The 16778-nt window shown below is 45.7% G+C and carries 15 protein-coding genes; 7 read left to right on the top strand and 8 right to left on the bottom strand.

What is annotated here, in order from left to right; all coding sequences use genetic code 11:
- Positions 1-9: 9 nt before the first annotated feature.
- On the top strand, positions 10-900 hold the full coding sequence (locus tag GWO68_RS09935; protein WP_162346289.1) for an ABC transporter ATP-binding protein: 891 nt from the start codon (positions 10-12) through the stop codon (positions 898-900).
- A gap of 5 nt (positions 901-905) precedes the next feature.
- Positions 906-1676, top strand: coding sequence for an ABC transporter permease (locus tag GWO68_RS09930; protein WP_162346288.1), 771 nt, complete (start codon positions 906-908; stop codon positions 1674-1676).
- Here the strand turns inward: GWO68_RS09930 and GWO68_RS09925 are convergent.
- Both GWO68_RS09925 and GWO68_RS09920 read right to left on the bottom strand, forming a co-directional pair.
- Positions 1671-2348 carry a hypothetical protein gene (locus GWO68_RS09925; protein ID WP_162346287.1) on the bottom strand — a complete coding sequence of 226 codons (678 nt, stop codon included), beginning with the start codon at positions 2346-2348 and terminating at the stop codon, positions 1671-1673. The genes GWO68_RS09930 and GWO68_RS09925 overlap by 6 nt on opposite strands.
- A gap of 185 nt (positions 2349-2533) precedes the next feature.
- Positions 2534-3778 (bottom strand): bifunctional 3,4-dihydroxy-2-butanone-4-phosphate synthase/GTP cyclohydrolase II, encoded by a 1245-nt coding sequence (locus GWO68_RS09920; RefSeq protein WP_162346286.1) that lies wholly within the window; start codon positions 3776-3778, stop codon positions 2534-2536.
- A 194-nt stretch (positions 3779-3972) separates the two neighbouring features.
- On the opposite strand from GWO68_RS09920, the gene GWO68_RS09915 reads away from it, so the two are divergent.
- Positions 3973-4956, top strand: coding sequence for a glycosyltransferase family 2 protein (locus GWO68_RS09915; protein WP_162346285.1), 984 nt, complete (start codon positions 3973-3975; stop codon positions 4954-4956).
- Positions 4957-4958: 2 nt separating this feature from the next.
- Here the strand turns inward: GWO68_RS09915 and dnaG are convergent, their stop codons facing one another.
- Entirely contained in the window at positions 4959-6866 is a 1908-nt protein-coding gene (gene dnaG, locus GWO68_RS09910; protein WP_162346284.1) for a DNA primase, read from the bottom strand.
- A gap of 333 nt (positions 6867-7199) precedes the next feature.
- On the opposite strand from dnaG, the gene GWO68_RS09905 reads away from it, so the two are divergent.
- The 3 genes from GWO68_RS09905 to fahA all read left to right on the top strand — a co-directional run bounded on the left by GWO68_RS09905 (position 7200) and on the right by fahA (position 10809).
- The gene (locus GWO68_RS09905; protein WP_162346283.1) at positions 7200-8303 is read left to right on the top strand and encodes an Mrp/NBP35 family ATP-binding protein; all 1104 of its coding nucleotides are present in this window, start codon (positions 7200-7202) and stop codon (positions 8301-8303) included.
- A gap of 6 nt (positions 8304-8309) precedes the next feature.
- Positions 8310-8579 carry a NifU family protein gene (locus GWO68_RS09900; protein WP_162346282.1) on the top strand — a complete coding sequence of 90 codons (270 nt, stop codon included), beginning with the start codon at positions 8310-8312 and terminating at the stop codon, positions 8577-8579.
- Positions 8580-9537: 958 nt separating this feature from the next.
- Positions 9538-10809, top strand: a complete 1272-nt coding sequence (gene fahA, locus GWO68_RS09895) for a fumarylacetoacetase (protein ID WP_162346281.1) — start codon at positions 9538-9540, stop codon at positions 10807-10809.
- Positions 10810-10876: 67 nt separating this feature from the next.
- Here fahA and GWO68_RS09890 read toward each other — a convergent pair whose 3' ends face one another.
- Positions 10877-11521 (bottom strand): acetyltransferase, encoded by a 645-nt coding sequence (locus GWO68_RS09890; protein ID WP_162346280.1) that lies wholly within the window; start codon positions 11519-11521, stop codon positions 10877-10879.
- Positions 11514-12137, bottom strand: a complete 624-nt coding sequence (locus GWO68_RS09885) for a sugar transferase (RefSeq protein WP_162346279.1) — start codon at positions 12135-12137, stop codon at positions 11514-11516. Before GWO68_RS09885 ends, GWO68_RS09890 begins: the two co-directional genes overlap by 8 nt.
- Before the next feature lie 218 nt (positions 12138-12355).
- Here GWO68_RS09885 and GWO68_RS09880 point away from each other — a divergent pair, with 218 nt between their 5' ends.
- Positions 12356-13261 (top strand): flavin reductase family protein, encoded by a 906-nt coding sequence (locus GWO68_RS09880; RefSeq protein WP_162346362.1) that lies wholly within the window; start codon positions 12356-12358, stop codon positions 13259-13261.
- A gap of 83 nt (positions 13262-13344) precedes the next feature.
- Here GWO68_RS09880 and GWO68_RS09875 read toward each other — a convergent pair whose 3' ends face one another.
- From GWO68_RS09875 to porX, 3 genes are read right to left on the bottom strand one after another with little or no spacing between them, the layout of a single operon-like run.
- Entirely contained in the window at positions 13345-14571 is a 1227-nt protein-coding gene (locus GWO68_RS09875) for an alanine dehydrogenase (protein ID WP_162346278.1), read from the bottom strand.
- Position 14572: 1 nt separating this feature from the next.
- Positions 14573-15019 carry a tRNA (adenosine(37)-N6)-threonylcarbamoyltransferase complex ATPase subunit type 1 TsaE gene (gene tsaE, locus GWO68_RS09870; protein ID WP_235942009.1) on the bottom strand — a complete coding sequence of 149 codons (447 nt, stop codon included), beginning with the start codon at positions 15017-15019 and terminating at the stop codon, positions 14573-14575.
- Entirely contained in the window at positions 15012-16574 is a 1563-nt protein-coding gene (gene porX, locus GWO68_RS09865; RefSeq protein ID WP_162346277.1) for a T9SS response regulator signal transducer PorX, read from the bottom strand. The genes tsaE and porX overlap by 8 nt, the downstream gene beginning before the upstream one ends.
- Positions 16575-16778: the final 204 nt, after the last annotated feature.

The following is a 16778-nucleotide window of genomic DNA, read 5'->3' as shown; positions in this document are numbered from 1 at the left end:
AGTATACTTGTGGCTATCGTTTTAAGTATAGACAACCTTTCGAAAAAATATGGCAGCCTGACCGCTGTAGACCAACTTACCTTGCAGGTAGAAGAAGGCAGCGTTTATGGTTTGCTGGGCCCCAACGGCAGCGGAAAAACAACTACCCTGGGTATGGTGCTGGATGTGATACGACCAAGTAGTGGCAGCTTTTCGTGGTTTGGAGAAGGTATAAGCAAAGCAACCAAACACCGCATTGGGGCTCTGCTCGAAACACCAAATTTTTACCCGTACCTTACTGCCAAACGCAACCTGCAGGTAATTGCCGATATTAAAGGCGCCGACCACCACAACATAAACAAAACACTGGACCTGGTAGGCTTAGCCACGCGCAGCAACACCACCTTTAAAGGCTTTTCGCTGGGAATGAAGCAACGGCTAGCCCTAGCTGCCGCCCTGCTAAACGACCCCGAAGTGCTGGTACTGGACGAACCAACCAACGGCCTGGACCCACAGGGCATAGCCGAAGTGCGCGACCTGATCCTGCGTATTGCCGACCAGGGTAAAACCATCATACTGGCCAGCCACCTGCTGGATGAAGTAGAAAAAGTATGCACACACGTAGCCGTACTGCGCACCGGCAAACTGGTAACAAACGGCCCGGTAGGTAATATTTTGTCTGCAAAAGAGCAGCTTATAGTTAGCGCTGATGAGTTGGCGCCGGTATTACAACTGCTGGAGCGCCTGCCTTATGTAGCCCAGTTTAACCAGGAAAAAGACTATGTGATTATAACCCTGCAGGAAGGCTACAGCAGCACCGACCTTAACCGCGATATGTTTGCGCAGGGCATTGTGCTGTCTCAGTTGGTAGCACGTCGCAAAAGCCTCGAAAAACAGTTTCTTGAGATTATCAAATCCTAATACTGATGAACTTACTCCGCACCGAGTTTCGTAAAATAGCACCTTACCGCACGTTTTGGGTTATACTGGGTATTTATGTGCTGCTTATGCTACTTATTCTTTATTCCAGCACCAGCGTCGAGATAAATGGCAAAGCGCTTGGCAACGAAACTTACCAGTTTCCGGGCCTCTGGATGCGCCTGACCTACATCGCCCATTTCTTTAACCTGCTATTGGGTATACTTGTAATTGTGCTGGTAACCGATGAGTATAGTTACCGGACTATAAGGCAACAGGTAATAGACGGGCTTTCGAGGGCTGAAGTGGTGCTTAGTAAATTTTATATGGTAGTTACACTTGCGGTTTTCAGTACGGTGTTTTTGCTGGCGCTGGGTTTATATTTTGGCCTGCTCTATAGTTCAGACAAGTCCATCAACTCCATGTTCAGCCAGGTAGATTACCTTTCGTATTATTTTGTGCAGGCTGTGGCTTACATGAGCCTGGCTATGTTTTTTGCATTTCTTATTCGTAAAAGTGGCCTGGCTATTATCGCTTTTATTGCCTACACAAAAATTATAGAGCCACTCATCCATTTTAAACTGCCGGACACCCTGGATAAGTATTTCCCGATGAAAGCTTTAGACAGCCTGACGCCTATGCCCGGCCAGGAAATTTTTGACCAGTTGACCTCCCCAGTAGAGCAACTCTCGCCAGCATGGGCTGCCTTACCAAGTTTGTTATATATTGGCCTGTTTTTGCTGCTGACTTATCTTCTGCTTAAAATCAGAGACCTATAGGGTGTTGTAATAATGCACGATTGCGATAAAGTCTTGTGGTAGCTCGAAACTAAGCTTTTGTTTGCGGGCGAAATCTTTAATTATCGTTGCTTTTTTGCCGCAGTAATTCAGGAAATCCTTCCGCACTTTTTGTAGCGTTACCACCTTGCCTTCGGGCTCCATTACATAAAACACAGGCTTTATCTGGTCAGCAAACTGCCCTCCTATGGGTATGCCTAAAGGGTCGTATGCGTTGGTATTTCTTATTTCGGTCAGGTAAGGGTCCAGGCCGCGCCTGCTATAGCTTTCGCGCATAAGCAACGTAACATTTCCCTGCAATATCTCCTCAAAAAAAGTAGGCTTCTTAAAGTCTGAATTTTCACGGCCCTGGTCCCAGTATACACTTTTAAACAGGTGTTTGCGGTTGTTATATTCATCCGAAACCAGGAACTGCGTTACATTTACCGGCGATAAAGAGCTTAAGGTACTATCAGCGTGCAACACCGTTATAATATCCTGTGACCGATAAAAGGTAACCGCCCCCTCCACCACCTCGCCGGTGGTCAGCGTAACCAAACCTCTGGGCCACTGTTGTATGTCAATTTCTTCTCTTGTCTGGGCTTGTAAGGCTAGGCTACATAACAAACTTATAGTTACAAGCAGCACTTTTTTAAAGTATAGATAACATTTCATAGGCTGTCCTTAATTTTCAGTTCCGGAACTACACACTGCCTTTTTCTATACTTTAACAACTCTTTAGCGGCTTTAAAAAGTATACCTTTTCTAAAAAATGATATAATTATTTAGGCAACACACAAAAAATAAAAGCCAGTGTACTGCTACACTGGCTTCACTATAATCTGTTTATAATTAACGGCTTATCTGTTAACTATAGCGCTCTTCAATATTTCGTGGCCCAACTTGTCGCGTTTTGTGGCCAGGTATTTCTGGTTGTGTTCATTAGGGGCTATCTCTATGGGAACATTTGCCACTACTTCCAGTCCGTAACCTATAAGGCCGGTACGTTTTTTAGGGTTGTTCGAGATTAACTTCATTTTGGTAATGCCCAGGTCACGTAATATCTGTGCACCAACGCCATAGTCACGCTCATCCATACCAAAGCCGAGTTCCAGGTTTGCCTCCACAGTGTCGCGGCCCTGCTCCTGTAGTTTATACGCCTTCAGTTTATTGATTAAGCCAATGCCACGACCTTCCTGGTTCATGTAAACGATAACACCCTGTCCTTCGCGTTCTATCATGCGCATCGCCTCGTGCAACTGTGGTCCGCAATCGCAACGGCACGACCCGAAAATATCGCCGGTTACGCAAGACGAATGCACACGTACCAGCACCGGCTCATCTTCTGCCCAGGTGCCTTTTACAAGTGCCAGATGCTTAGCGCCATTGCTGCGCTGCGTAAAAGCATACAGGTCAAAATCACCGTAATCTGTTGGCAACTGCACGGCAATTTCGCGCTCTATCAGGCTTTCTTTTTTCAGGCGATAGGCTATCAGGTCTTTTATAGAAACCAGCTTCAGGTCGAAGCGCTTGGCTACGTGTACCAGGTCCGGCAGGCGGGCCATGGTTCCATCTTCGTTCATGATCTCGATCAGTACACCGGCAGGCGCCAGTCCGGCAAGGCGGGCAAGGTCAACAGCTGCTTCGGTATGGCCGGCGCGGCGTAACACACCTTCTTTCTTTGCCTTAAGCGGGAAAATATGGCCCGGTTTGCCAAGCGAGTGCGGATCTGTGTTTGGGTCTACAAGTGCCTGTATGGTCTTAGCTCTATCCGATGCTGAGATACCTGTTGTGCAGCCATGCCCGATCAGGTCTACCGACACGGTAAATGGTGTAGCGTGCAGGGCAGTGTTACGGCCAACCATCAGTTCCAGGCCAAGTTCTTCGCAACGCTCTTCGGTAAGCGGTGCACAAATAAGACCACGGCCATGCGTCGCCATAAAGTTGATGATCTCGGGCGTCACCATCTCGGCAGCGCAGATAAAATCGCCTTCGTTTTCGCGGTCATCATCATCTACCACAATAATAACTTTACCCTGGCGGATGTCCTCAATCGCATCCTCGATCGAATCGAGCTTTATAGGTTCTGTGTTTGTATTCTCCATAAAATATTTTGCGGGATAAAGCACAGCGTTAACTGCCTCAGGCCCTGCTTTTTGAAAACTTATTGCTTCTACTTATCATAACTATAAAAATCGGGGCATTGTTCAAAAGCCATGCACCCCAAACTATAGCCTGCCAAGCAGCTATTCGGAAAACTGAACAAAGGTAGAAAGAAAAGGCCTTCTCTAAAGGAAAGATGCTAATTTTTATAGTTGCTGCGCAGGTTTACCGTTTCAGTGCTATACTTGTACCCATGAAATGCTCTGTTATAGTTGCCAACTACAATAATGCTACTGTCATAAGGCAGGCATTGCAATCTATTGAACAACAAACCTATACCAACTGGGAAGTTGTTATAGTAGACGACGGCTCCACAGATGACTCGCTACAAACTATAGAATCGTATTTAGCTACAGTTCCGGACAGGACTAAGTATAATTTTATAGCTTTTGCTGAGAATAAAGGCCAGCCCACAGCCAAGCACGTGGGGGTTACAAATTCTACTGGAAAGGTTGTGGGTATTTGCGATCCCGATGATGCCTTACATCCCGAAGCGATTGCAAAAATAATGCAAGCACATGCGTTAAACCCTGCTGCTAGTATCGTTTTTACGAACCTTTACAGGTGCAACCATACCTTGAAGAACTGTGTAGCCGGCAATGAAGCCGGAGCAATTATGAATTCGAACCTGATAGATGATAAAGTTTCGGCTTTTGCTACCTTTAAGCGATCTGCTTACGATAAGACTACTGGTTTCAGCCCGGAGTTTAAGCTGGCCAGTGATAAAGACTTATACTTTAAACTGGAGGAAACAGGCGACATCATATACGTAGCCGAGCCTTTATACTTTTACCGTGTCTGGCCAAAAGGTGTATCACAAGGTTTTGATAACTATGTGCGTTCAAGAGATTATAGATTGCTTGCCATTGAAAAGGCAGTGGCTCGCAGGAAAGTGAGCGGAATTAAGGTACCAGAACAGAAAGACCTGAATAAATTACTTTCAGAAATACACCTACTGCAGGCGGAAGGCCTTATTTATTCCGAACAGAGGCTGGGCACCAAATTTCTGAAACACCTGGGCCTGGCTATACTATACAACCCGCTCGGAAGTATAAACCGGAAGATAAAAGCTGCATTTATACTTAGCAGAATAAAACGAAAACTGAAAAAACAACTATAGTTTTACCTGTTCACAACAATACCAAGCAAGTCGCCGAGCTGTTTATAATATGAGCTTAAGTTCATGATGAGCTTAAGCACTCTGTCCACTTCGGTAGGGTCGGTTACCAGGCGTAGTTTTTCGCTTTCCTGTTTCAGCAGCAGTTCTGCATTTCTGCGTTTCAGGCGCATTACGGCTCTTTCAGCACCATACGGTAACAGGTCAGTTTCGCGGGGCACAAACACATGGTGCGTTTCCCAGTTCGGGCTAAGCTCGTAGGGCTCCGCTAACAGCGAAATCGATTCTGTTCTGATCTCTTCCTTTGGAAAAGTAATAAAATCGTTTGCTGTGGGAAGTACACCTTTGTTAAGTCTCTCCTTTACAAAATCAATGATCTGAATATAAAGCGGGGTTACAAACTCAATATCATCAAGCTGCTCCAACATGTACTGGCTGGTGGTGATGCCGTCTTCCAGTTCCTGATCAGGATAATGCAGGATCATGCGCACAATTTCGCGTTCGTAGCGTTTGGTCACTTCCAACTCCGGTACTTCCTTTTCAGGCTCCGGTACTATAGGTTGTGGTGCGTATGCTTCGTGGTTGCCGGCTTTTTGTTGTTGCTGGCGCTCCTGCAGGTGCATTTTGTTGTATTCCGATATCAGAACCTGCTCATCGATATCGAAGATAAGGCTGGTGCTCTGGAAGAAAACCGAACGCTTGATAGAATCCGGAATCTTTGAAATAGAAGTTACGATCTCACGTATTGCTTCGGCTTTCTTTACCGGGTTACCTTTGGCTTCTTCGGCATAGATGCTCGATTTGTAAGAAATAAAATCCTGAGCATTAGCTTTTACATAGGCTTTAAAAGCCGTGTCGCCTACTTTCTGAATATAAGAGTCCGGATCCTCGCCTTCCGGAAACGTAACTACCTGCACGTTCAGGCCCTGTTCCAGGATAAGATCAATACCGCGCAAGGAGGCTTTTATACCGGCCGCATCGCCATCATACAACACCGTAATATTATGCGTATAGCGCGCAATCAGCTTTATCTGGCCTTCGGTAAGCGAGGTACCAGACGACGAAACCACGTTCTCGATGCCGCCCTGGTGCAACGAGATCACATCCAGGTAACCCTCCACCAGGTAGCACATGTCCTGCATGCGCATGGCCTGCTTGGCCTGAAACAAACCGTAAAGCACATTGCTCTTGTGGTAAATTTCAGACTCTGGCGAGTTAAGGTATTTCGGGCTTTTTTTATCGTTTGATTTGAGCGTTCTGGCACCAAAACCAACCACCCTACCCGACACATTATGGATCGGGAACATGACACGCGCCCGGAAACGGTCGTAACGCTTATCATCTTTAACTATAGTTAGGCCAGTAGCTTCTAAATAATGTTGTTTGTAGCCTTCCTTTAGGGCGGCATCGGTCAGGTCACTCCAGGCTTCTACACTATAGCCCAGCTCAAACTTTTTTATAGTTGCCGCGCTCATACCCCGTTGCTTCAGGTACGACTGGCCTATACTTCCTTCTTCGTGGTTAAATAAATTGTGCTGGTAATGCTTATTCGCAAACTCCGAAACGATAAACAGGCTGTCGCGCTCGCTTTGCTCCTGGCTGTATTCGTGCGTTTCTTCCTCTGGTACTTCTATGCCGTATTTTTTGGCAAGGTGCTTTAAGGCTTCCGGAAAACTGGCGCCTTCCACATCCATAATAAACTGCACTGAGTTACCCGCCTTGCCGCAACCAAAGCACTTGTAAATGCCTTTAGCCGGTGATACAGAGAACGATGGAGATTTTTCGTGGTGGAAAGGGCAACAGGCCCACATGTTTTGCCCTTTCTTCTTCAGCGAAACATAATCGCCTACCACCTCCACTATATCAGCCTGGAGAATAATCTGGTCAACGGTTTCTTTCGGAATAAGGGACATGGTACTACACTTTTGCGGGATGACAAAGATAACAGATACTTCGAATTTCGGACGAGCTACAGCGTGAATTTAAATTTGTCAGAACTATAGTTTGATGCAGAACTCAGCCAGGTTAAACATTATCAGCTTTGACTTGTAATTAGTTAAGCTATGGGACCAAATTCAACCTCCATAGTTGAGTTGCCCACCAGGCTTAGGATAGTTCCCTGTTCAGTCACGAACCTGAATTTTCTGTTTCAAAAGTGACAAACATCATCGCTACATCGGCCTGCATCTGTTGTATTTTGTTTGTATCTTTGCAGCAGAATTGAGCGCAAGCTTCATATTACAACTATGGCAATTACAAAAGAAGATATACTAAAAGCCCTCAGCTATGTAGAGGAACCGGATCTTGGCAAAGACCTGGTTACGCTTAACATGGTGGAGGACGTGCAGGTTGATGGTAAAAATGTAAGCTTCACCGTTATACTTACTACTCCGGCCTGCCCTCTAAAAGATATGATCCGTAACGCCTGCGTGCGTGCCATCCATACGATGGTGGACAAAGACGCAGAAGTTACCGTGAACATGACCTCGCGCGTTACCACTGCCCGCACCGATAATGCTTCTGTAGTAGGCGGCGTGAAGAATATTATTGCTGTGGCATCCGGTAAAGGCGGTGTAGGTAAATCTACGGTTACCTCTAACCTGGCAATTGCCCTGGCTGAAACCGGCGCACGTGTTGGTTTGATCGATGCGGATATTTTCGGACCGTCTATGCCAACGATGTTTGGTGTGGAAGAAGAGCGTCCGCGCATGATACAGGGTGACCACGGTAAAAACTACATTGTGCCTGTCGAGAAGTACGGCGTTAAAATGATGTCGATCGGTTTCCTGACTCCTGCTGATGGTGCTGTTATCTGGAGAGGCCCAATGGCTAGCTCTGCGTTAAAGCAGTTCATTTCGGATGTAGACTGGGGCGACCTGGATTACCTGCTGATCGACCTTCCACCGGGAACTTCGGACATTCACTTAACCATGGTGCAGGCCCTGCCGGTAACAGGTGCGGTTATCGTTACTACCCCACAAAAAGTAGCCCTGGCTGATGCCATGAAAGGTTTACAGATGTTCCGTCAGCCACAGATCAACGTACCGGTTTTGGGTGTAGTTGAAAATATGGCGTATTTTACGCCTGCCGAGCTTCCTGAAAATAAATATTATATTTTTGGCGAAGGTGGCGGTAAAGCACTGGCAGACAAATACGAAGTGCCACTTTTAGGTCAGATACCGCTTGTGCAAAGCATCCGCGAGAATGGGGATGCCGGAACTCCGGTGGTTTTACAGAACGATTCTCCGGCTTCCGGTGTTTTCAGAGAGTTGGCCCAGGCTGTGGCGCAGCAGGTTTCTGTTCGCAACGCAACTTTAGGCAAAACGCAACCCGTAGAAATTAAAAGCTAACAAAATATGGCAGCTAGTAACATAGATCAAGATTTCCTGAACCGTATAGAGGGTGCGCTGGACCAGATCAGGCCGTACCTGGAGGCAGATGGTGGCAACGTGAAAGTGCTGGAAGTAACCGACGATATGGTGCTGAAGCTGGAACTGCTTGGTGCCTGCGGCTCCTGCCCTATGTCTACCATGACGCTGAAAGCCGGTGTAGAGCAATCTGTGTTAAGAGCCATTCCTGAAATAAAGGCCGTAGAAGCCATTAACCTGACTCCTATTAACGGCTAAAACTACCGTTGTTTATACTTTGAGCAACCCTGATCTCTTCGGAAGTCAGGGTTGTTTCTTTTTTACCAGTGATGAAGGGGATTTATCTGATTTTACAGAATTAGTTTGGTGGCTGTAGTTTTATGGTTAACCATTCTGCTGCTGGCTCGAGTTTCCTTACTCGTGACTAATTTTAGGGTTGAATCTCCTGACTCAATAGGCCCACAAGGGACAGGCTTGGTAGTAGCGCTGGCTATAGTTTTATAGTTACTGTAGTCCAACCACCCCTAACCCCTCCTTAGCTAAGGCGGGGAATTTCTTCTGCCTTAGCCAGTTTATTAGCTATAGTATCATAGTTACAGTCCACGAGCAAGACAGGTTTACCTGTCCCTACGGAACTATAACCACGATCAATCTCGAAGCGAGCAAGTTTAAACTAGAGATAGCGGTAAATAGATGAAAGATCGCAGTCTTTGGGTTGAGCGCCTTTGACTTGTTGCGGTGGCGTAGCCAATCCGAGGAACGAGGATAGCAAGAAGGCAGCAGCGCGATGCCCAAAGACGGGGCCTCCCGGCCGTGAGGGCACCAAAGCCTAATTGAAACGATAGGCTCATAAAGCTCCCAGGAATAGAAGTTTTTGAAAGAAAAGGCTTGGTTCGGAAGGGAAGTAACTTCAACTATAGGACATATAAGATGCTTTGGCTGCGCTCAGGATGACGATGGAGAAGCAGTTGACAATAGCCCAGACGCTAGCAGGAACTGCGCACGCTGCTAGGTCTTTCGTTAAAACCTAGTTTATCACTTTGTTCGAAATGACGAGAGAAGAGCTGTAAGAAACATAAGAGATCCTGCGGCTATCAAGAAACCCCAAAAAACTACACCAACTATAAATCAGCTTTCGGCAACCAACAATTAACAATCGCCTTTCCCTTCCGTATCAAAATAACTATATTTGCCTATATTCTTTCAACACAGCACTATGTTAAAAGCCAACGACCCAGCCCTGCATTCCTGGATAGAAATTGCGCCGAACAGCGATTTCCCGATACAAAACCTCCCATTTGGTGTTTTTGAGACCGACGACAGAGACCCGCGCGTTGGTGTTGCCATAGGCGAATACATACTTGACCTGTTGGAAGTTGGCAGGCTTAACTTTTTTGAGCTGATCGACATTGATCCGAATATATTTCACAGGCCGTATCTGAACGATTTTATTGCATTGGGTAAGCCAACCTGGCGTGCTGTCAGAAATCGGGTATCTGCTTTGTTGCGCAACGATAACACCGAAATTAGCGGCAACAGCAAGCTGATTGATCAATGCCTGGTAAAGCAAAGTGATGCCCACATGCTGATGCCAGTAAAAGTAGGTAACTATACCGATTTTTATTCCAGTATAGAACACGCCACCAACGTTGGCACCATGTTCCGCGACCCTAAAAATGCCCTTCTACCCAACTGGAAACACATTCCGATCGGGTATCATGGACGGGCATCATCTATAGTTGTTTCAGGAACCGACATCCGCAGGCCAAATGGCCAGACCAAAGCGCCTGATGCCGAATTACCAACGTTCGGTCCTACCCGCCTACTCGATTTTGAGCTGGAAGTAGCGTTTATTACCGGCAAAGAAACCAAACTGGGCGAAAGCATAACTCCAAACGAAGCCGACAACTATATTTTCGGACTGGTGCTGTTCAACGACTGGTCGGCCAGAGATATGCAGACCTGGGAATATGTACCACTGGGTCCGTTCCTGGCAAAAAGCTTTGCTTCTTCTATTTCGCCGTGGGTAGTTACCCTGGATGCCCTGGAGCCCTTTAAAGTAAAAGGCCCTGTGCAGGACCCAAAACCATTGCCCTACCTTGAGTTTACAGGCAACCATAACTACGATATTAACCTGGAAGTGCTGATTAAGCCCGAAAACGGGCAGGAAAGCAGCATCTGCCACTCCAACTATAAATACATGTACTGGAACATGAACCAGCAGCTGGCCCACCAGAGCAGTAACGGCTGTAACCTGCAGATAGGCGACATGTACGCATCCGGAACTATAAGCGGCCCCGAGAAAGGTTCTTTTGGCTCGATGCTGGAACTGACCTGGCGCGGCACGCAACCTATAAAACTAGCTGACGGCACCGAACGCAAATTTATAAACGACTACGACACCGTAATTATGCGCGGCTACGGCGAAAAAAATGGTATCCGTATCGGATTTGGGGAAGTGAACGGAAAGGTATTGCCAGCCCTTTAAATGACGATTCTGATTAGAACTATAAACTATAAAACCACTGCTAAACCGGTGGTTTTATAGTTTATAGTTACTGGTTATTTTTCTTAATCACTTTAGCTGGAACTCCAACAGCAGTGCAGTCTGGTGGTATACTATTTATAACTACTGCTCCGGCACCAACTATAGCATTTGTACCTATCTTAACTTGCTGAATCGTTTTAGCTCCTACGCCCAGATAAACACATTGGCCAATTTCAACATTGCCTGAAATATTTGCCCCCGGCATTACAGCAGTACAAGCACCTAAAGTTACGTCATGCCCAACCGTGCATGCGCTACTCAGTAAAACATGTTTACCAATTTTCACATTTACGGTAATGATGTTGCCAGCCATTATAATGGTGCCTTCCCCGATCACAACATCTTTACCAAGTACAGCCCCCGGATGAATAAGGACCGGATAATTTAGATTAGGATTATGTATTACAGAAATTATTCTCTGTTTAATGGTAGGTTCACCGATGGCAAAAACTACACTTAGAGCGCTTTTGTGCTTTTTCAGATCATCAGCATTTCCAATTACTTTATAGCCAAAAACTTCATCGCCTGTTGCCAGGCCATCATCAAAGAAGCCTATCAAATCCCAGGTTAATTTTTTGGAGTTTATCTGCTCTATAAGCATGGCAACTTCTCTACCTAAGCCTCCGGCCCCGAAAATGGCTATTTTATTCATGCGATATTTCTGGGTTACCTTTAAACTTTTGCAAAGGCTCAGGCCCGTTTATAGTTATTTCGTTTGCAGTTAACACTTTCCTTATAGTTAGGAGTAAAATCTTGAGGTCAAGCAAAAATGACATGTTATTAACATACCACACATCATAGGTAAACTTTTCCTGCCAACTAATAGCATTCCTGCCGTTTACCTGCGCCCAGCCAGTTATACCGGGCTTTACTTCGTGCCGTCTGCGCTGAATTTGGTTATATAAAGGGAGATATTCCGGTAGTAACGGTCGGGGGCCAATAAGGCTCATCTCACCCTTCAAAACATTCAGCAACTGAGGCAACTCATCCAGAGAAGTATTGCGGATAAATTTTCCGATAGTAGTTACACGCTGGGCATCTGTCAGTGAAGATTCACTGGCTTCAGCGCGTTGGTTCTGCATTGTTCTGAACTTTACAAGCCGAAACGTCTTACCATCTTTACCGGGCCGGGCCTGCACGAAGAATGGGTTAGTACGGTACGTTACCAAAAGCAGCAAGGTGAGTGTTACAAACACAGGCAACAGCAAAACCAATGCTACCAATGCCAGCACAAAATCCAGTGTCTGCTTTATATACTTTTTATACATATGCTCTACTTCTAGCTATAAAGCCTGCTTTACCAACTATAAGTTTATACTATAGATTAATGGCAAAGCTATAGTTATTCCGAAGATAGTTAATGTTTAAATTAAGCCCAACCTGACTTAAACTATAATTAGCCACTACATACTTTTGCCCGCTGACACCATTCGCCGTATATTTGAATCAAGCCACACGGCACTACATCATAAACTATAGTTATTTCATGGCCTATAAAACCATAGACCCACGGGACGTTAAAACTGCTGAAGTACATGCCTTGTTGCTTGGAGCTATTGCCCCGCGCCCGATAGCTTTTGCCAGCACTACCGACCTGGAAGGTAATGTAAACCTGAGCCCTTTCAGCTTTTTTAATGTATTCAGTGCAAAGCCACCAATTTTGGTTTTCTCACCTGCCCGCCGTGTACGTGACAACACCAGCAAGCATACGCTGGAGAATGTAATGGCTACAAAGGAAGTAGTGATCAACATTGCCAACTTTAATATTGTAGAGCAGATGTCGCTGGCCAGTACCGAATATGACCGTGGTATAAACGAATTCGTAAAATCGGGGTTAACGCCGGAAGCATCTGTGTTGATTGCACCGCCGCGCGTGCAGGAAGCGCCTGTTTCATTCGAATGTAAGGTAAATGATGTAATAAGTTTAGGTCCGGAAGGCGGTGCGGGTAACCTCGTGATCTGCGAAGTGCTGCTGATGCATATCAACGAAAACATTCTGAATGAAAACGGGAGGATTGACCCGTATAAATTAGATGGAGTAGCCCGTATGGGTGGTGATTATTATCTGCGCGCTAACGGCGACTGCATTTTTGAACTTCCAAAACCGGTAAAGAACAAAGGTATAGGTATAGACATGCTGCCTGAACACATCCGCAACAGTGCTATACTTACCGGTAATAACCTGGCCCGACTAGGAAATTCGGAAACTATACCTAATCACACAGAAGTAGAAGCCTTTAAAGCAGAGCCTATAGTTGCGTATACATTAAATAAGTATAAAAATGACCCTGCTATACTTGCACAGGAACTGGAACTGCTTGGCAAAAAGCTTTTAGAAGATAATCAGGTAACCGAGGCCTGGAAAGTATTATTGCTACGGGAACAGATGTAGAAGTAGTAACTATAAAAAGTAAAAGCCCACTTTAAAAGTGGGCTTTTACTTTTTATAGTTATTCTAAAATCTCGTAAGTAATTTTAATTTCTTACAGCAATCATTAAGCCCAGTTCCTTATAACGCATACCAAATTTTTTGGCGATCTGGGCGTTGGTAAGGCTGCCTTTATAGATGTAAACTCCACTGCGGTAATGTTCGTTGGTAAACAGCACTTCGCTCACACCGCCATACTTCGATATTTCGGTCAGGATTGGCGTAAAGATATTGCTGAGCGCTGAAGTGGCTGTGCGCGGAACACGGGATGGAATATTCGGCACGCAGTAATGAATAATATCATACTTGCGGTAAATTGGCCGGCTATGCGAGGTAAGTTCTGAAGTATGGAAACAACCTCCCTGGTCAATACAGACATCAATAATAACAGAACCCGGTTTCATTTGTGCCACTACGGCTTCTTCCACCATGCAGGGCATTCGCCCGTCTTCAGCCACCAGCGCACCAATTACAACATCAGCCTGCTTTATTTCGTGGTACAGCACAGTTTTGTCTAAAGTTGAGGTAAACAACTGTGTACCCACATTATGCTTCAGGCGGCGCAGTTTATAGATGTGGTTATCAAAAACTTTTACTTCGGCACCTAAGCCTAACGCTGCTCTTGCGGCATATTCAGCTACCGTGCCTGCGCCTAGTATAACCACTTTGCTTGGCGGCACGCCTGTAATACCGCCAAGTATAATACCGCGCCCTTCGTTGCTTATACTTAGATATTCGGCTGCGATCAGCATTACAGTGCTACCGGCAATCTCGCTCATGGCCCGCACTACAGGCTTGGAGTCCGATTTATCGCGGAGCAGTTCGAAGGAAATAGCATTTATCTTTTTACGCTGAAGCGCATTGATGTAATCTGATGTCAGGCTGCCGAATTGGACTGCCGAGATAAGTGTTTGCCCGGGGTGCAGGTATTCAATTTCGTCGTAGGTCGGAGGTGCAACTTTCAGAATGATGTCGGCGTCGTATACTTCCTTGGTAGAGTAAACCACCTTCGCGCCTGCTTCCGAAAAATCGTTATCCGAATATTTGGAAGGGCTTCCGGCTCCGGCCTCTATCCAGATGGTATGGCCGTGGTCGGTCAGTTGCTTAACTGCATCCGGGGTTAGGCCAATGCGGTTCTCCTGGAAAGAGGACTCTTTAGGGATACCGATGAAAAGATTCTTTCGGCGCTCCTCCACCGCCAGCATCGACTCTTTTGGGTAAAGTGCCTGGGCAGCTGCTATTTTTCCAATTTCTACGGCGAATCGCTCCGTCATATTACACCTTATTTATCGTCATGGTACGCACCTCGCTGTTTGCGTCGGGCTGTAACGTTACAAGCAGATAATGCTCTGGCAGCAAATTCGGGATCATAGAAGGCCACTCGATCAGGCAAATGTTACCTGAATCAAAGTATTCCAGCGCCCCGATGTTCAGTGCTTCGCGCTCATCGCTTATCCTATAAAAATCGAAATGGTAAATAAGTTTCCTGGTTTCGGTTTCGTACTCGTTAACCAAGGCAAAAGTAGGGCTGCTTACATTTTCCTGCACACCCATCTGGCGACAGAATTCCTTTATTAAAGTGGTTTTACCAGCACCCATCGGGCCTTCAAAAAGTATAATAGGTTCTTCGCTGGCTGCTTCCAGTAGCATTGCCGCTGCTGCAGGCAGGTCAGCCAGCGATGTCATTTGTAAATGAGCTGTCTCTACTCCGGTATTATACATTTTTAGGTGTAAGCGTTATAAACGGTATAATGCATTCTTCGAGCGATACCCCACCATGCTGAAACGTGTCTTTGTAGTAGTTCACGTAGTAGTTATAGTTGTTCGGGTACGCGAAAAAATAATCTTCTATTGCAAACACAAACGTAGTAGAAACATTGGCCTTTGGCAAGAAAAATCTCTCCGGTTTACGCACAGTAAATACATCTTTGTCCGTGTATCCCAGGTTTTTACCGTGTTTGTAGCGCAGGTTGGTATTGGTCTGGCGGTCGCCGATGATCTTGAAAGGTCGTTTCACTCTTATAGTTCCGTGGTCGGTGGTGATGATCAGGCGGCCTTTTTTCTCTGCGATCATCTTCAGCGTATCGAATAGCGGCGAATGCAGGAACCACGACTTAGTAATAGAACGGTAAGCCGATTCGTCTGGAGCAAGTTCGCGCACCATGTTACTGTCGGTGCGGGCATGCGACAGCATATCCACGAAGTTGTAAACTATAACATTCAGCTTATTATTATCGAGGTTACTGAATTTGCTGAGCAGGTCTTTGCCGGCGGCTACGTTGGTAATTTTATGGTAACTATGCTTGTCGGTAACGCGGTTTTGCTGAAACTGTATGTCCAGAAACTCGGGCTCGTTCAGGTTTTTGCCTTCGTCTTCGTCGTCGCTTACCCATAGGTTCGGGTATTTTTTAGCGATATCGTTTGGCATCATCCCCGAGAAAATAGCATTACGGGCGTAAGCCGTTGTGGTCGGAAGTATAGAATAATACATTTCCTCCGAATCAACGGTAAAGTAATCATTAATAATCGGCTCCAGCACTTTCCATTGGTCGTAGCGCAGGTTATCGATCAGCACAAAATAAACCGGCCTGTCCGACTCCTTCATCATCGGGAAAACGCGTTCCTTAAATATCTGGTGAGACATTAAAGGAGCATCATCACTTTCCTTATTAATCCAATCTTCATAGTTATCCATGATAAACTTAGCGAAGTTGGAGTTTGCCTCGTCCTTCTGCATGTTTATCACATCGGCCATACTTTTGTTCTCGGTCTCGTCTATTTCCAGTTCCCAGTATGTCAGCTTTTTATAGATATCAGCCCACTCACCCGGGCTCAATCGCTCGCCAAAGGCCATACCCAACTGGCGGAAATCGCGTTGGTAACTTTGGTTTGTCCTCTCCGATACAAGCCGTGTTTTTTCCAAGGCCTTTTTAACAGAAAGCAGGATCTGGTTCGGGTTAAGCGGCTTTATAAGGTAATCAGTAATTTTTGCACCGATAGCTTCTTCCATAATATGCTCTTCCTCGCTTTTCGTGATCATGATCACAGGCATGGCCGGGCGTATGGTTTTGATCTCGTTCAGCGTTTCCAGGCCACTGATACCAGGCATGTTCTCATCCAGAAAAACCACATCGTAAGGCTGTTCCTGTACTTTGTCGATGGCGTCGGTGCCACTGTTTACCGGTGTAATGTCGTAACCTTTGTCTTCCAGGAACAGAATATGGGGTTTGAGCAGGTCGATCTCGTCATCGGCCCATAAAATCGTATATCTTTGCATAGTTTTATTTAGATAGATTGCTAAACTGCTTCATTGTTAATTTGTTGTATACATACTTTGCATACAGGAGCATTTACTTTATAGTTTGTAGCGGGCAATTAAACGCTTGACGCACAGCTACCTATACTTACGAAAAATTACTTGCTAAAGCGTATATGCTTAAGAAAGAGCTGATAAAGTATCGTTTAAGTTTTGGTAAAACAC

Source organism: Pontibacter fetidus (assembly GCF_010119545.1).
Taxonomy (GTDB): Bacteria; Bacteroidota; Bacteroidia; order Cytophagales; family Hymenobacteraceae; genus Pontibacter; species Pontibacter fetidus.
Note: the sequence above shows the minus strand (reverse complement) of the source record. Positions and strands in the feature narration are given on the sequence as shown.

Bases quoted from the DNA above. Each gene is read 5' to 3' on its own strand.
- GWO68_RS09905 (WP_162346283.1), top strand. From the start codon at position 7,200: ATGGCAATTACAAAAGAAGATATACTAAAAGCCCTCAGCTATGTAGAG.
- GWO68_RS09915 (WP_162346285.1), top strand. From the start codon at position 3,973: ATGCTAATTTTTATAGTTGCTGCGCAGGTTTACCGTTTCAGTGCTATA.
- GWO68_RS09925 (WP_162346287.1), bottom strand. From the start codon at position 2,348: ATGAAATGTTATCTATACTTTAAAAAAGTGCTGCTTGTAACTATAAGT.
- fahA (WP_162346281.1), top strand. From the start codon at position 9,538: ATGTTAAAAGCCAACGACCCAGCCCTGCATTCCTGGATAGAAATTGCG.
- GWO68_RS09900 (WP_162346282.1), top strand. From the start codon at position 8,310: ATGGCAGCTAGTAACATAGATCAAGATTTCCTGAACCGTATAGAGGGT.
- GWO68_RS09930 (WP_162346288.1), top strand. From the start codon at position 906: ATGAACTTACTCCGCACCGAGTTTCGTAAAATAGCACCTTACCGCACG.
- dnaG (WP_162346284.1), bottom strand. From the start codon at position 6,866: ATGTCCCTTATTCCGAAAGAAACCGTTGACCAGATTATTCTCCAGGCT.
- tsaE (WP_235942009.1), bottom strand. From the start codon at position 15,019: ATGTATAATACCGGAGTAGAGACAGCTCATTTACAAATGACATCGCTG.
- GWO68_RS09880 (WP_162346362.1), top strand. From the start codon at position 12,356: ATGGCCTATAAAACCATAGACCCACGGGACGTTAAAACTGCTGAAGTA.
- GWO68_RS09890 (WP_162346280.1), bottom strand. From the start codon at position 11,521: ATGAATAAAATAGCCATTTTCGGGGCCGGAGGCTTAGGTAGAGAAGTT.
- porX (WP_162346277.1), bottom strand. From the start codon at position 16,574: ATGCAAAGATATACGATTTTATGGGCCGATGACGAGATCGACCTGCTC.
- GWO68_RS09875 (WP_162346278.1), bottom strand. From the start codon at position 14,571: ATGACGGAGCGATTCGCCGTAGAAATTGGAAAAATAGCAGCTGCCCAG.
- GWO68_RS09920 (WP_162346286.1), bottom strand. From the start codon at position 3,778: ATGGAGAATACAAACACAGAACCTATAAAGCTCGATTCGATCGAGGAT.
- GWO68_RS09885 (WP_162346279.1), bottom strand. From the start codon at position 12,137: ATGTATAAAAAGTATATAAAGCAGACACTGGATTTTGTGCTGGCATTG.